15 protein-coding genes are annotated in these 14,654 nt (G+C 51.1%); 6 read left to right on the forward strand and 9 right to left on the reverse strand.

The window, feature by feature from the left end; all coding sequences use genetic code 11:
* Nucleotides 1-53: 53 nt before the first annotated feature.
* From AC4QZR_RS19560 to AC4QZR_RS19600, 9 genes are all read right to left on the reverse strand, one after another.
* Entirely contained in the window at nt 54-1,430 is a 1,377-nt protein-coding gene (locus tag AC4QZR_RS19560) for a LutB/LldF family L-lactate oxidation iron-sulfur protein (protein ID WP_494482424.1), read from the reverse strand.
* 149 nt (nt 1,431-1,579) lie between these two features.
* Nucleotides 1,580-3,235 (reverse strand): M28 family peptidase, encoded by a 1,656-nt coding sequence (locus AC4QZR_RS19565; protein WP_494482425.1) that lies wholly within the window; start codon nt 3,233-3,235, stop codon nt 1,580-1,582.
* Between the two features lie 34 nt (nt 3,236-3,269).
* On the reverse strand, nt 3,270-3,755 hold the full coding sequence (gene ispF, locus AC4QZR_RS19570; RefSeq protein ID WP_494482426.1) for a 2-C-methyl-D-erythritol 2,4-cyclodiphosphate synthase: 486 nt from the start codon (nt 3,753-3,755) through the stop codon (nt 3,270-3,272).
* A gap of 183 nt (nt 3,756-3,938) precedes the next feature.
* A complete protein-coding gene (locus AC4QZR_RS19575; protein WP_494482427.1) occupies nt 3,939-5,054 on the reverse strand; it encodes an alkene reductase in 1,116 nt (371 codons plus the stop codon).
* Between the two features lie 277 nt (nt 5,055-5,331).
* The gene (locus tag AC4QZR_RS19580) at nt 5,332-6,159 is read right to left on the reverse strand and encodes an aldo/keto reductase (RefSeq protein ID WP_494482428.1); all 828 of its coding nucleotides are present in this window, start codon (nt 6,157-6,159) and stop codon (nt 5,332-5,334) included.
* Nucleotides 6,160-6,218: 59 nt separating this feature from the next.
* On the reverse strand, nt 6,219-6,668 hold the full coding sequence (locus tag AC4QZR_RS19585) for a MarR family winged helix-turn-helix transcriptional regulator (RefSeq protein WP_253401897.1): 450 nt from the start codon (nt 6,666-6,668) through the stop codon (nt 6,219-6,221).
* A gap of 110 nt (nt 6,669-6,778) precedes the next feature.
* Entirely contained in the window at nt 6,779-7,219 is a 441-nt protein-coding gene (locus tag AC4QZR_RS19590; protein ID WP_494482429.1) for a PepSY-like domain-containing protein, read from the reverse strand.
* A gap of 238 nt (nt 7,220-7,457) precedes the next feature.
* On the reverse strand, nt 7,458-7,910 hold the full coding sequence (locus tag AC4QZR_RS19595) for a PepSY-like domain-containing protein (protein ID WP_494482430.1): 453 nt from the start codon (nt 7,908-7,910) through the stop codon (nt 7,458-7,460).
* Nucleotides 7,911-8,075: 165 nt separating this feature from the next.
* On the reverse strand, nt 8,076-9,341 hold the full coding sequence (locus AC4QZR_RS19600; RefSeq protein ID WP_494482431.1) for a M16 family metallopeptidase: 1,266 nt from the start codon (nt 9,339-9,341) through the stop codon (nt 8,076-8,078).
* A 297-nt stretch (nt 9,342-9,638) separates the two neighbouring features.
* On the opposite strand from AC4QZR_RS19600, the gene AC4QZR_RS19605 reads away from it, so the two are divergent.
* The 6 genes from AC4QZR_RS19605 (at nt 9,639) to lipA (ending at nt 14,543) form a co-directional block, all read left to right on the forward strand.
* Nucleotides 9,639-11,618, forward strand: coding sequence for an alpha-ketoacid dehydrogenase subunit alpha/beta (locus AC4QZR_RS19605; RefSeq protein WP_494482432.1), 1,980 nt, complete (start codon nt 9,639-9,641; stop codon nt 11,616-11,618).
* A 35-nt stretch (nt 11,619-11,653) separates the two neighbouring features.
* Complete coding sequence (locus tag AC4QZR_RS19610; RefSeq protein ID WP_253401906.1) at nt 11,654-11,857, forward strand: hypothetical protein; 204 nt, start codon at nt 11,654-11,656, stop codon at nt 11,855-11,857.
* Between the two features lie 54 nt (nt 11,858-11,911).
* On the forward strand, nt 11,912-12,262 hold the full coding sequence (locus tag AC4QZR_RS19615) for a hypothetical protein (protein ID WP_494482433.1): 351 nt from the start codon (nt 11,912-11,914) through the stop codon (nt 12,260-12,262).
* 16 nt (nt 12,263-12,278) lie between these two features.
* Nucleotides 12,279-12,620: a bacillithiol system redox-active protein YtxJ gene (gene ytxJ, locus AC4QZR_RS19620; RefSeq protein ID WP_494482434.1), complete on the forward strand. Its 342-nt coding sequence runs from the start codon at nt 12,279-12,281 to the stop codon at nt 12,618-12,620.
* Nucleotides 12,621-12,777: 157 nt separating this feature from the next.
* Nucleotides 12,778-13,506: a hypothetical protein gene (locus AC4QZR_RS19625; RefSeq protein ID WP_253401912.1), complete on the forward strand. Its 729-nt coding sequence runs from the start codon at nt 12,778-12,780 to the stop codon at nt 13,504-13,506.
* A 134-nt stretch (nt 13,507-13,640) separates the two neighbouring features.
* Complete coding sequence (lipA, locus tag AC4QZR_RS19630) at nt 13,641-14,543, forward strand: lipoyl synthase (RefSeq protein WP_229733858.1); 903 nt, start codon at nt 13,641-13,643, stop codon at nt 14,541-14,543.
* Nucleotides 14,544-14,654: the final 111 nt, after the last annotated feature.

Below are 14,654 nucleotides of genomic sequence, written 5' to 3' on the forward strand. Positions count from 1 at the left end.
GGCGGATAATGGAACATAAAAGGCCTGCAATTTGAGTTTGCAGGCCTTTTTGTTTACTTCCCTTGCCGCTCTTTCCAAAGCTGGTTAAATGACTTCGGCGCTACTTGTAGTGGCTCGCGGCGCTTGCTCCAGGTATCTTTCAGCACCTGCTTCAGTACGAAGTTTTTCACGCCGGCCGGCGCCATGTTCAGTAGCTTGCGGCTCTTCATGGCTTTTAACCAAAGCTTAAAGGTAGTGCGTTCGCTCTTTTCGGTAAAACCTTGTTCCACACTCTGGCGACGGTTAAGCAGCAATAGGTTGTGGATGTTGATCTTGACTGGGCAAACTGAAGTACAGGCGCCGCAAAGCGAACTGGCAAAACTCAGGTGCTTATTTTCGGCCATGCCGTTGTAATGCGGCGTGATTACCGAACCGATCGGGCCACTGTAGGTACTCTCGTAGGTATGGCCGCCAATGTTTTTGTATACCGGGCATACGTTCAGGCAGGCGCCGCAACGGATGCAATTCAAAGCCTCACGCTTCTCGGGTAGGGCTAATAATTCGGTACGGCCATTATCGAGCAGCACCACATACATCTCCTCCGGACCGTCCTTCTCGTTTGCCTGGCGAGGGCCTGTGAAAATGGTGTTGTAGATCGTCACTTGTTGACCGGTGCCGCTGGTGCTGAGCAAAGGCCAGAAGAGGTCGAGGTCCATCACCGAAGGAAGCATCTTTTCTATACCTACAATGGCAATGTGCGTTTTCGGGAATGCGGTGGACAAACGGCCGTTGCCTTCGTTTTCTGTAATCGCTATACCTCCAATGTCGGCCAGCAGGAAGTTGCCACCGGTTATACCTACTTCGGCCTCAGTATACTTGGCACGCAGCAAGCGGCGGGCAGTGGCTACCAGTTCTTCGGCACTATCGGTTGGCGCGATGTTAAGCTTCTTTACAAAGAGATCAGCAATATCCTTCTTGGACATGTGCATGGCAGGCGTCACAATATGGTAAGGCCTCTGCTCAGCTAACTGAACAATGTACTCGCCCAGGTCTGTCTCTACCGTCTCGATACCGTTCTTTTCCAGGAAGTTATTCAAATGAATCTCTTCCGTCGTCATCGACTTCGATTTCACCACCGAACGGGCGCGCTTGCGCTTCATGATCTGGCCGATCTCCTTCAAGGCCTCCTCGGCGTTGCGGGCCCAGATCACTTTGCCACCACGGGCCGTGAAGTTAGACTCAAACTCCATCAGGTACTTGTCTAGGTTGTTGATGGCGTTCGTTTTTATGAAAGAAGCCCTTTCGCGGGCGAGCTCGTGATCGCTGTATTGGGTAAGGCCACGCTGCACAGCGGCGTTGTACTTGCCGATGTTGAACTTAATGGTGGAGCGGTGGCCCAAATCAAATGATTTCGTTTCGGCGTCCTGCAGAAACTGTTTAAGTCTACTCATAAGTTAAACCCTATGGTCTTTCCCGAAAATGGCTGATTTCAGGAAGTGCTATTAAAAGGAAAACACCCTTAAAGTTAGGGTGTTTTCCTCAAAGCTAATAAAAGCGGATTGTTTTTATGATAAACGGCCGCTGGTGCGGGTTTAGTGTATTACTTTTTGTTGCTGTCCACTACAATGCGGTTGTCGCGGTTGGCAAGCTCCCAGGTCACGTGGAACGCCAGACGAGCAGCCTTTTCGGCTTTCTCGAAAAGGATCTTGTCCACTGTGTCGCTTTCCTTGTGATAGTCGGCGTGTACACCGTTGAAGTAGAACACGATCGGAATACCATGCTTGGCAAAGTTGTAATGGTCAGAGCGGTAGTAGAAACGGTTCGGGTCGTTCTCGTCGTTGAACTTGTAGTCAAGGCGCAGGCCTACGTGCTTCTGGTTTACCTCTTCGTTGATCTTGTGCAGTTCAGAAGAAAGTTTGTCAGCACCGATTACATAGATGTAGTTCTGGTCGTTGGTCTTCTCAGCGTCGAAGTCCATGCGGCCGATCATGTCGATGTTGATGTTGGCTACCGTGTTCTCCAGCGGGAATACCGGGTTGTTGGCATAGTACTCAGAACCCAGCAGGCCTTTTTCTTCAGCTGTCACGAGCATGAACAGGATGCTGCGGCGTGGCCCGAATCCGTCTTTCTTGGCTTGCGCAAAAGCCTCGGCCAGTTCAACCACAGCCACGGTGCCAGAGCCGTCGTCGTTGGCGCCGTTAAAGATCTGGCCGTCCTCTATACCTACGTGGTCGTAGTGAGCGGTTACAACAATCACTTCGTCTTTCTTGTCAGTGCCCTCAATGTAGCCCAGTACGTTGTCAGACGGAAGCGCTGTGCTGTTACGCTCAGTCTTCACCTTCACGTCTTTCACAGCTGTGAAAGTACCGGCAGTTGGTTTGCCTGCTTTGGCTATAGTGTTGGCATAGGCCAGCATTTTCTCAGGTGTAGTACCCAGCAAAGCTGCGCCTACCTGTGGCGACACCATCATGGCAGCCGTGGCTCCTCCCTGTGCACCGTTGCCCTTCAAACCGATGGACGGACGCGTCAGGAAGTTGCGGTAGCGCTGGGTCATGGTCTTGAATTCATCGGCGTTGTTGCCTGTTACCATCAGTACGCTTTTAGCGCCACGCTTGGTAGCGGCGTTGCGCTTGGTGCGGAAGTCGTTGCCCCAGTCAGAAGCCTTTTCAGTGCCGCTCACCAGGAACTTGCCGTCGGCGCTTTTAGGCTCTCCGCCCAGCACCACAACCATTTTACCGGTCACGTCGAGGTTAGCGTAGTCAGAGTAGGTATCAGCATCGATGCCGTAGCCTGCAAAAACTACTTCAGCAGTTTGCTCGGTCTGGTATGGCGAAGCGCCCAGCACGAAGAAGTCCTGACCCATCATGAACTTTTGCTTGCCGATCATGATGTAGCCTTCGCCCCATTGGCTGCGCTCCAGATTAACTGGCTGATAGTATGGGTTGGCGTTGTTCTTTACAGGTCCGGCCAGGCCGTCTTCTTTAAATTCGCGGGAGATGTACTCAGCGGCCATCTGCAGACCCTTAGATCCCGTATCGCGACCTTCGTACTCGTCTGAAGCGATGATGTTGAGGTGCTTGGACAGGTCAGCGGCGGTGATAGTGGCTGCATACTTAGGGGCAGCTTCGCGGAGGCGGTCAGCATCTGCAACCGGGGCCTCAGCTGTGGTGCTGGTGGTTGTTGTAGTAGGCGTCGTGGCGCAACCTGTGGTCAGGAAGGCGGCCAGCGCATACACATAAAACTTGTTATACTTCATGTTTGTGGTAGGTGAAGGAAAGGGTTAGTGATTGTTATTGCTTATAGATAAGTACAGTTGCAAAAGCGGCCACGCCTTCTTTTTTACCCACAAAGCCCAGGTGCTCGGTGGTGGTGGCCTTAATGGAAATGTCGTGCTCCGGTATACCCATCACGTTGGCCAGACAAGCCTTCATATCAGGTATATGCGGATTCACTTTCGGTTCTTGCAGGCAAATGGTCGAGTCGATGTTGCCGATCTCGTAACCTTCGCGGGAGAGCAGGTGCACCACTTCTTTGAGCAGGATCTTGCTGTCGATGCCTTTGTACTGCGGGTCTTTGTCAGAGAAATGGTAGCCGATGTCGCGCAGGTTGGCAGCACCCAGCAGCGCATCGCAGATAACGTGCGTCAGCACGTCGGCGTCAGAATGGCCGAGTGCGCCGTGCGTGTGCGGAATCTTAATGCCGCCGAGCCAGAAGTCCAGCCCTTCCTGCAGTTGGTGCACGTCGTAGCCAAAGCCCGTTCTTATTTTAAATTTCATAGTGCGTGTTGAAGGTATAGCGCATGCCTGATAAGGCAGGTATAAAAAGTAAATATAGTTTCTTTTATGCTTTAGTCATTAATCGACAGACTCATTTTTCAAGGGTATAGACTTAAATCAGACAGAAAGGTTTAAAAAGAAAGAGCCAGCTACCGGTAAGGATAGCTGGCTCTTGCCTATGTTCTATTTAAGAAACGCTAAGGCTTCCACTTCTGCCAGGGTCGGGTAATCCACATAGCCTTCAGGGCCGGGCGCATAGAATTTGCCTGGGTCTGCCTGCTGCAGCTCCGCATTCTCGGCAAAGCGCTCCACCAGGTCAGGGTTGCCAATAAACGGCACCCCGAAAGCCACCATGTCAGCATCGCCATCGGCAATCACCTGATTACCTGTCTCCTGCTTAAAGCCTCCGTTGATGATCAGGTTGCCGTTATACTTCGGACGGTAGCGCTTAGCCACTTGCGGCTCAATGTGCGGTACATCCTTGTTGGCCGGCGAAGCTTCGGTCAGGTGCAGGTATGCCAGGCTATACTTGTTCAGCTGCTCTACAATGTAGTCGAAAGTCGGGATAGTATCCTCGTTCACCGTGATGCCGAAACCACCGTGCATGCTTGGGTTCAGGCGCACGCCGATACGATGCTGCGGCACCACTTCCTTAATGGCATCCAGTACCTCGAACAGGATGCGGGCGCGGTTCTTTACAGAGCCACCGTAGTCATCGGTGCGCACGTTGGCTGTGCTCACAAAGAACTGGTGCAGCAGGTAGCCATTGGAGGCATGCACTTCCACACCGTCAAAACCGGCATCGATGGCGTTGCGGGCAGCCGTTTTAAAGTCCTGCACAATCTGCTTGATTTCAGGTATAGTGAGTTCGTGCGGGGTAACGGTATCTTTGAAGCCCTGCGGCGTGTAAGCCTTGTCGTTCGGGTTGATAGCCGATGGAGCAACCGGCAGCTTTCCGCCATGGAAGTCAGGGTGCGACATGCGGCCCACGTGCCACAGCTGCGCGAAAATCTTGCCTCCTTCTTTGTGCACGGCGCTGGTTACTTTTTTCCAGCCCGCTACCTGCTCCTGGCTGTGAATGCCGGGCGTGTTGATATACCCTACGGCCTGCTCTGAGATTTGAGACCCTTCAGAGATGATCAAACCGGCGCTGGCGCGTTGGCTATAGTAGGTTGCCATCAGGTCGTTGGCTACGTTGCCTTCGTTGTTGGCGCGGCTGCGCGTCATGGGTGCCATGATTACGCGGTTCTTCAGCTCTAAATCGTGAAGCTTTATGGACTTTAAAAGTGGTTGTGACATTTTTATGAATTGTTAAATTATTGGATTGTTAAATGGTTAGGTGCACGATTCTGTTAATCATAATCCGTTGCTTGATCATGGATTTTTCGTGCACGATTCGGACAGGTCGCAACCTGTCCTACAAAATCTGTTCTATGCCCTCACTCACCTTTGGCGGGTGTTTGTTATCGTGCTGACTCTGATTGCTTCTTTTGTTTGTCCAGGTACAGGTGGAGAAAGGCTAGCGAAGTCGTATTTAGTAAGTTTATAATTTCAAACTTCTCAAATTCCTGAATTCCTAAACTACCTGGTCCCAGTCAGGTGCAAAAGAAGGATTAACTACCCGCTGGTTATCTTTTTTCAGTTGATCTATCTGAGCGATGTCTTCAGTTGACAGTTTAAAGTCGAATATGTTCAGGTTGTCTTTCAGGCGCTCTGTTTTGGAAGTTCTAGGTATAGCCATTACACCGTCCTGCTGCACCAGCCAGCGCAGCGATACCTGCACTTCGTTTTTCCCGTACTTTTCGCCTATCTCTTTTAAGACAGGGTTGCCAAGCACTTTACCTTGCGCGATCGGACTATAAGCCGTCAGCGAAATGCCATGCTTGCGCAGGTAGGTATAGAGCTTCGTCTGATTGATAAGCGGATGGTACTCTACCTGGTTAGTGATGATGTCGGCGCCCGTGGCCAGCACCTCGTCGAGGAGGGCGGTGGGGTGGTTGCTGACGCCGATATGTTTGGTATAGCCTTTTTGCTGGGCTTCCATCAACTGGTCCATGTACTCAGCCACGGGCACGTTGCGGTTCGGCCAGTGAATCAGCAACAGGTCCACGTAGTCGGTTTTGAGTTCGCGCAGGCTTTGCTCTACCGAAGGCATAAAATCCTTCTTAGCCAGGTGCTCCCGGAAAACCTTCGTGGTCAGAAAAATCTCGCCGCGGTCTATACCTGCATCTTTAATGGCGGAGCCAACACCAGACTCGTTCTTGTATGCCTGCGCCGTATCGATGTGGCGGTACCCTGCTGAAATGGCGGCTGCCGTTATCTCGCGGGCCAATTCGTTCTCTAACTGAAAAGTGCCCAGCCCGAGGGCAGGTATAGTCGCGTTTTTTATGGTGATGTTTTTCATAGGTATAATTTCAGTGTGTACATTATTTGTGCATACAAATATTTAGATAAAAAAATAGCTTAGCCTCTGAGCTTATCCAGCAACTTGCTCACTAAAACAGCCTCATCCTGCGTCAGGTTATGGAAGCGCTGAAAGAAGGCGGGCATTTGCTCGTCTATCTGGTTCATCAAATCGGTTCCTTTCGAGGTTAGTCGTAACTCGATCATGCGGCGGTTGGCCTGGCAGATGTCGCGGGTCACGTAACCTTTCTCGATTAGCTTGTCCACGAGGCGGGTTACATTGGAGTTGCGGTCTACCATGCGTTCCTGCACCTCGCCGAAGCAAACCGGTTTCGGTTGCTGCCCACGCACAATACTCAATACATTGTGCTGCTGCAGCGTTAGCCCAAACTGCTTAAAAAAAGGTATAAACTGCTGATTCAGCCAATTGTTTGTGAACAACAGATTAACCACCATCCGACGGTGATCGTCCTTGAAGTCTTTCTGCTGTATTTCGTCTTCTATCCGCATAGGCTGGTTGTTTGTGCAAAGTTAACCTTGTTGTTTGTATATACAAATGTTATGCCTGAAAAGTTGCACCTGGCAATTTGTCCGACTCAGGAATAGAAAGAGGCTTTTCCCTAGTCCCAATAAGGTTGCCGGAGTTGCTGGCCGTCTGCTGAAAAAACAGCTTCAATTTCTGCTGTCTGGCTTTCAAGGACGATCTGGTAAGAAGTGGTGTGGTTTTTTACGAAGGCTTCTGCTTCCTTAAGCTTATACCTTGGATAGTTTTTGGCGATAGCACTAGCAACGACTTCTGGTAACTCTGATATAGGTATAGCGCGCTTATACTGCGTCAGTGCTCCTGCATTTTGGAAAAGCGCACTGTGCTCGGCGGCATGCACGGTAAAGTCAGCTTCGTAGTCTTTGCCACTTTTTTCCCAGACTATATCGAAGGCAAGCGGAAAAGTAGTCAGCAAATTTTGACGCACTTCCAGTGGTACTTTCTCAGGCATGACGTCGTCATCACAGGAAATCATAGTTGCTGACAACAGAACGGTGGCGATGAGTTGCTGCTTCATAAATAGGCTGTAATAAAGGACAAGTAGGTAATTAGGAACTAAGATTACAAAGTAAATCTGAAGAAAATTTGTAGGATACTTATTTTAGGACATTTAAAGCTTTTGAGGCCGATGTATAGGTATAAAGGCTGGCAGAGAAAAGCAGGAACAAGACAAGCAGAGATTGATCAATCATTATTTAAAAAAAGGCCCAAGGCGTATTGCCCCGGGCCTTCTTTAAAATGCGTTCGACAGGAAATTAATCCCAATAAGCCTGATCTACCTTTTGGCCGTCGCTCGAGAAGACGAGTTTTTCGTCCGTACTGGTCGTATGGTCCATTTCTACCTGGTATAAGGTATCGCCGTTCTGCACCAACACTTCCGGATCGTCTATTTTATGGTCAGCGTAACTCTGGCTGATGGTTGCCCTGATTGCCTCCGGAAGTTCGGTTTCAGGTATATCGTACTTATGTTTCATCACAGTGCCGGATGCGTTGAGCATGGCGTTGTAGTCCACCCTGTCTACATCAAAATCGGCTTCGAAGTCTTCTCCCTTTTTCTCCCAGTCTATACCTGTTGCGTCCGGGAAGCTGCTCAGCAGAGCTTCGCGCACAGTAGCAGGCACATCCTCAATCTTCATATCATCATCGTTGTTATCACAAGACAGTAAGGTGCCGGTCATTAAAAGGAATGCAAAAGCGGTTGCTCTCATGGTATTAAGTTTTATGTTTAAAAAATTACTTATACCTAGTTACTGAGCGATTTTGAAGGAAATCTGGAGTAGGAGAGTTTTTGCAAACCATGGGCAACAAAAAAGCGGCTGCCATATACCTGGCAGCCGCTTTTTAAATTTTTTAAAATAATTGCTATACCTTGCCTACGCCTCCTGCTCCACTGCCTGCTCTTTTTTCTCAGCTTTATAAAGTAACGTGGAGCAATTGTTCGGGTCAAGCACCTGTTTGGCGCAGCGCAAAATATCCTGCGGCGTGATGGCCTGAATCTTCTCGCCTTCGGTGTTCACGAAGTTCGCATCACCGAGGAGTTTGCCATAAGCCAGGTTCATTGCGCGGTTCAGGAGCTCAATTTCGGAGAACACGAGCGAGGTTTCGGCCTGGTTCTTCACCTTGTTAAGCTCTTCTTCGTTCACCAGTTGCTCCATTAGTTCTTTATTAATGGCCTCAATGGCGGCGTTGGCTTCCTGCAGGTCTATACCTTCGTTGAGTTTGCCCTGGATGATCAGCAAGCCTGGTTCAATGGAGCCTGTCACGGAAGCGGAAATAGAGTTGAACAGTTTCTGCTCCTTCACCAGCTGCTCGTACAGGCGCGAGGACTTGCCACGGCCCAGTATATCGCTGATCAGGTCGACGGCATAGTAGTCTTCGTGGTTGCGGTGCGGCATATGATAAGCCTTATAGATGGCGCTCAGTGGCACGTCGGCGCTGGTTTCGAGCACGCGCGGCGCCTGCTGCTTCGGCTCATGAGGTATAGCGCGCTCGTATTTCTCTCCGGCAGGTATAGGGCCGAACCATTTCTCAGTTAGTTCTTTCGCCCTGTCAAAGGTCACGTTGCCGGCTACCACCAGTATGGCGTTGCTCGGGGAGTAATGTTTCCTGTGGAACGCTTTCACGATGTCCATGGTCGCGTCTTCGATGTGCGCGATCTCCTTGCCGATGGTCGCCCACTTGTAAGGGTGCTGCTCGTAGGCCAGCGGGCGCAGCTTCAGCCACACGTCGCCGTAAGGTTGGTTGAGGTAATTTTGCTTAAACTCCTCTACAACCACCTTGCGCTGCACTTCGAGTCCATGGTCGCTAAAGGCCAGGTCCAGCATGCGGTCCGACTCCAGCCAGAAGCCCGTCTCGATGTTCTGGGCCGGCAGCGAGAGGTAATAGTTGGTGATATCAGGGCTGGTGAAGGCATTGTTTTCGCCGCCCACGCGCTGCAGGGGCTCGTCGTATACCGGTATGTTCTTAGAGCCGCTGAACATCAGGTGCTCAAACAAGTGCGCAAAACCGGTGTGCTGCTCTACCTCATCGCGGGAGCCCACGTCGTACAGCACGTTCAGCACGGCCATAGGTGAGGTATGGTCTTCGTGCACGATCACACGGAGGCCGTTATCCAGCGTAAATTCCTCGAAATGTATCATAGTCTTCTTCTCTTTAAAGGATGGCAACTGACGTTACCTTAGCCTGATTTCTTTCCTGTCATTTCTTTTTCAACAGGTATACCTTGTGTCCTGTTCAAGCAAAACCGGCAAATACTTGCAGGCCTGACAGGTTTTCTGTAGCTTTTGCTCTCTTTACGGGCTTTCGGTTGCCGCTTGTTGCGAATGCCGGTGCCGCTAAGGCACGAAGTACCGAACAAATTTATAAATTAGCACCATAATCGGCGGCTAAAGCAAACGTTATGCTGCCATACCACAACGAATTTTTCGCATCATAAGATGAACTATAACCGCAAAGAATATTCCGACGACGAACTGATCGCACTATATAAAGGTATCCTGAAACCCCGCATGATTGAAGAGCGCATGCTCGTACTGCTGCGTCAGGGCAAGGTGAGCAAATGGTTTTCAGGTATAGGCCAGGAGGCTATCTCCGTAGGTTCGGCCATGGCTTTGGAGTCAGACGAGTACATTTTGCCGCTGCACCGCAATCTGGGTGTATTCACGGGTCGTGATGTGCCGTTGGACAGACTCTTTGCCCAGTTTCAGGGTAAAAAGACCGGCTTCACAAAAGGACGCGACCGCTCTTTCCACTTCGGCTCCAACGAGCACCACATTGTAGGTATGATCTCGCATTTAGGTCCGCAGTTGGCGGTGGCCGACGGTATAGCCCTGGCTGACCTATTGGATAACAAAGAGAAAGTAGCGCTGGTGTTCAGTGGCGACGGCGGTGCTAGTGAAGGAGACTTCCACGAGGCGCTGAACGTGGCAGCTGTCTGGAACCTGCCGGTGATCTTCATGATCGAGAACAACGGTTATGGTCTGTCTACGCCAAGCAACGAGCAGTTCAAGTTCAAGCACTTCACAGACAAAGGCCCCGCTTATGGAATAGACGCCCTGCAGATCGACGGCAATAACATCATTGAGGTATACGACACGGTGCGGCAGGCTGCCTACAGCATGCGCAAGAACCCGCGTCCGATGCTGATCGAGGCCATCACGTTCCGCATGCGCGGGCATGAAGAGGCCAGCGGCACTAAGTATGTGCCGCAGGAGCTGTTCGAGAAGTGGTCGAAAAAAGATCCGGTAGAGAACTTTGAAAAGTACCTGCTGGATGAAGTGATTCTGACGCCAAAAGCGATAGAAGGTATACGCGAAGAAATAAAAGCCGAAATCGAAGAAGGACTACAGACCGCCTTCGCCACGCCAATGCCAGAGGCTAATCGTGAGGAAGAACTGGAAGACATGTACCGTCCTTTCGAGCAGGAAGTGATCAAACCGGAAACAGATGCCAAAACCGAGCGACGTTATGTAGATGCCATTTCGGACGGGCTGCGCCAGAGCATGGAGCGCTATCCGGAATTGGTGCTGATGGGGCAGGATATCGCCGAGTATGGCGGTGTGTTCAAAATAACAGAAGGCTTTGTTGATAAATTCGGCAAAGATCGTGTGCGCAATACGCCGCTTTGCGAATCGGCCATTTTAGGTATAGGCCTGGGTATGTCGGTGAAGGGCAAGAAGAGCATGGTCGAGATGCAGTTTGCAGATTTCGTGAGTGCCGGCTTCAGCCAGATCGTGAACAACCTGGCCAAGAGCCACTACCGTTGGGGCCAGAATGCCGATGTGGTGGTGCGGATGCCAACAGGTGCCGGTACGGCCGCCGGACCGTTCCACTCACAGAGCAACGAAGCCTGGTTCTTCCATACCCCAGGCCTCAAGGTTGTATACCCGTCATCGCCTTACGATGCCAAAGGTTTGCTGAACGCAGCCATCGAAGACCCGAACCCGGTGATGTATTTTGAGCACAAGATGCTTTACCGTTCCATCTCGCAGGAGATACCGGACGATTACTATACCGTGGAGATCGGCAAAGCCAGGTTGGTAGCCGAGGGGTCCGATATTTCCATCATCACCTATGGTATGGGCGTGCACTGGGCCAAGCAACTGCAGCAGGAGATGACGGATATCAGCTTCGACATACTCGACCTGCGCTCGCTGCTGCCCTGGGACAAAGAAGCCGTGCGCGATACTGTGGCCCGCACCGGGCGCGTTATTGTATTGCACGAAGACACCATGACTGGCGGCATAGGCGGCGAGATTGCAGCTTGGATCGGCGAGCATTGCTTCGAGCTGCTGGACGGACCGGTGACACGGGTTGCCAGCCTGGACACAGCCGTGCCGTTTGCGCCGCCACTGGAGCAGGAGTTCCTGCCAAAGCAGCGTCTGCGCGAGAAGGTGGAGAGCATCATGGCGTTTTAAGGAAATTAGCTTAGATAAACTTATATTGCAGTGTGATGCAGAAAAGTAGATATTGGGTAATGGGCCTGCTGTGCATGGCGCTGCTATTCGGAACGGGCTGCCAGCGCAAGGGTATACCTTGCCCGAAACCTGGAAAAACAGCCAAGGTATCGGGTAAGAATGCTTCCGGACTGGAGTCGGTGAAGGTAAGCATGGACAAGAACGGTCGTGTGAAAAAGAAGCGCATGGGAATTTTTTAGGGGAGCAACCCCTATTCCCGAATTCAGTATAACAACTGTAGACGGAAAGCTGTTATGAAGAACCTGGGATTTGATAAACAAACGAAGCGTTTGGTGGTAATGACAGGTATGCTGCTTTTAGCGGCTTTGCCTGCCTTTAGTCAGATCACCTATAACATGACGGACAAGCATGGGCGCCTGATGCGGAAAGCGCTGCGCGATGCCGACCAGGTAGAGGCCACCACCTACAAGGAAACCCACCTGAACATGGATGCCTATACCTTGAAGAAAGGCGAGTCCGGCAAAGTGCGTAAGCGTCAGGGTTTGTTCAAGCCAAAGCACTCCAGCACGAAAGAGGCTGTGCAGCAAGGCCCAGCCGAACGTGAAAAAAAGAAATTCAGGCTTTTCCGGAAGAAGGAAAAGTAAACCTAACCAGATAGCAATGAATTGGCATCCGCTTACAAGCGTAGAACAGTTAGATAATATAATTGAAGAGTCGAAGCACACCCCGGTGGTGATATTCAAGCACAGTACGTCCTGCTCTATCAGCTCCACTGCCAAAAGCAGACTGGAGCGCCAGTGGGATGGCGCCAACGTAGACCATATCAAGCCCTATTACCTTGACCTGTTGCGCTACCGCCCGGTTTCAAACGAAATAGCGGAGGTGTTCCAGGTACAGCACCAATCGCCCCAGTTGCTGCTGATCCAGGATGGTATGTGCACGTATGATGCCTCGCACCTGGGTATCAGCATTGACTCTATGAAAAAGAGCCTGGCGGTTTAATGCGCAGCTGCGTAGACGGTAAGCTTTAGTACGCATTTATAAGTAGCCCTACCTGCCTGGGGTTTTGTGCCGGGCTGTATGGCTTCGAACGCCTGATACCTGCCTGCTTTTGGATCTGGCTTTTTGATAGAACATACCTAACCCAAACTGTATAAAGGTGGCTAGAAACCTGGTACTCACAATTGCCATGACGCTGCTGCTGGTGTTGCCGGCAACAGCGCAGTCTGACGATGACTTTAGCAATGAGCTAAGCTACGGCATCAACCTGAACTCGAACGGCGGTTTGCTGGGCGGTGCTTTTGTGCGTAGTTCTTGGTTCATGAAAGAGCGACTCTACCGTTTCGGCGGACTCGAGGTCGTGGAAATCAAGCATCCAAAAGAGAACAGACTTTATAACCCGGGCTCCGGCGACCATTTCATTGCAGGTAAGCAAAACCACTTCTTTTCAGTGCGCCCACATTACGGTCTGGAACATGTACTGTTCCGTAAGGCAGCTGAAAGCGGTGTGCAGGTGAACGCCCTGGGAGCTGTAGGTCCTTCACTCGGCCTGCTTATACCTTACTACATACGGTACGACTACGGCAGCGGCTTGGGCAATGACGTGCGCACTGAGGCCTATGATCCAAACAAACACCTGAGCTTTGAAAACACACTGGGGAACGCCAACGTGCTGACCGGTCTGGGCGAAACCAACATCAACCTGGGTGTGCATGCTAAGTTAGGTATGAGCTTCGAATACGGCCGCTACCGCGAGAGCATCACAGGTATAGAACTGGGTTTTATGGTGGAGAAATTCTTCAAAGACATGGTCATGATCCCGCAGACCGAAAACTACAGTACCTTCACCTCCGTGTACCTGAACATCTACTACGGCCGCCGCAAATAACAAGCACCAAGAACATTTCCATGCAACCGTTTGTTGAGAAAGAAGTGCCCGGGGCATAGGCAGTATTGCCTTAATTTCCTGGCGCATTTGCTGAAGTCTTAACGCATTATACCTATCTTTGCAGCATGGATGAAATGATGACACTTCCGGTAATACAACCCAACGCTAAGCCCGAGGGGCTCAACGCTTTGGGTCAGCCCCGCAAGCCAAACTGGCTGCGCGTAAAGCTGCCGGTAGGGAAAGAGTATGCGAAGGTAAGAAACATCGTAGACGAGTATAAGCTGCATACCATCTGTGAGAGCGGTAACTGCCCGAACATGGGCGAGTGCTGGGGAGCCGGCACAGCCACTTTCATGATTCTGGGCAATGTGTGTACGCGCAGCTGCTCTTTCTGTGCCGTGGCCACGGGCCGCCCTAACGAATACGACGTAGACGAGCCACGCCGCGTAGCTGAAGCCATTCAGCTGATGGGCGTGAAGCACGCCGTGATAACTTCTGTGAACCGCGACGAACTGAAAGACCGCGGTGCTGCCATCTGGCACGAGACCGTGCGTATGGTAAAAGAACTTTCTCCTGCCACTACCATCGAAACCCTTATACCTGATGTAAAAGCCAGCTGGGACGCGCTGATCACAATGATCTCGCCGGGCCAGGAAGTGGTTTCGCACAACGTGGAGACGGTAAAAGAGCTTTACCGCCGCGTGCGACCGCAGGCTAAGTATGAGCGAAGCATCGAGCAAATCCGCCGCACCAAAGAATATGGCAAACGCACCAAGACTGGCATTATGCTGGGCCTGGGCGAAACGCGCGAGCAGGTATACCAGGCCATGGATGACCTGGCTGCCAATGGTTGCGACATCCTGACACTGGGCCAATACCTGCAGCCAACCAAGTTACATATTGAAGTGGCTGAGTTCATTCACCCGGACCTTTTTGAGCATTACCGAGAAGAAGGCCTGAAGCGGGGCATCAAGTATGTCGAGTCTGGCCCGTTGGTGCGGTCATCGTACCATGCTGAGCGTCATGTGAATGTGTAAAAAAAATTGCGTATAAACTTTTAAAGAATTTTTAGAAATTTTTTCTTCAATACTTGGAGTGCCCTATTGATAAGCAAAAATCAATAGGGCACTTTTTTATTGCACTGATTC

Source organism: Pontibacter sp. YIM B11418, assembly GCF_059278805.1.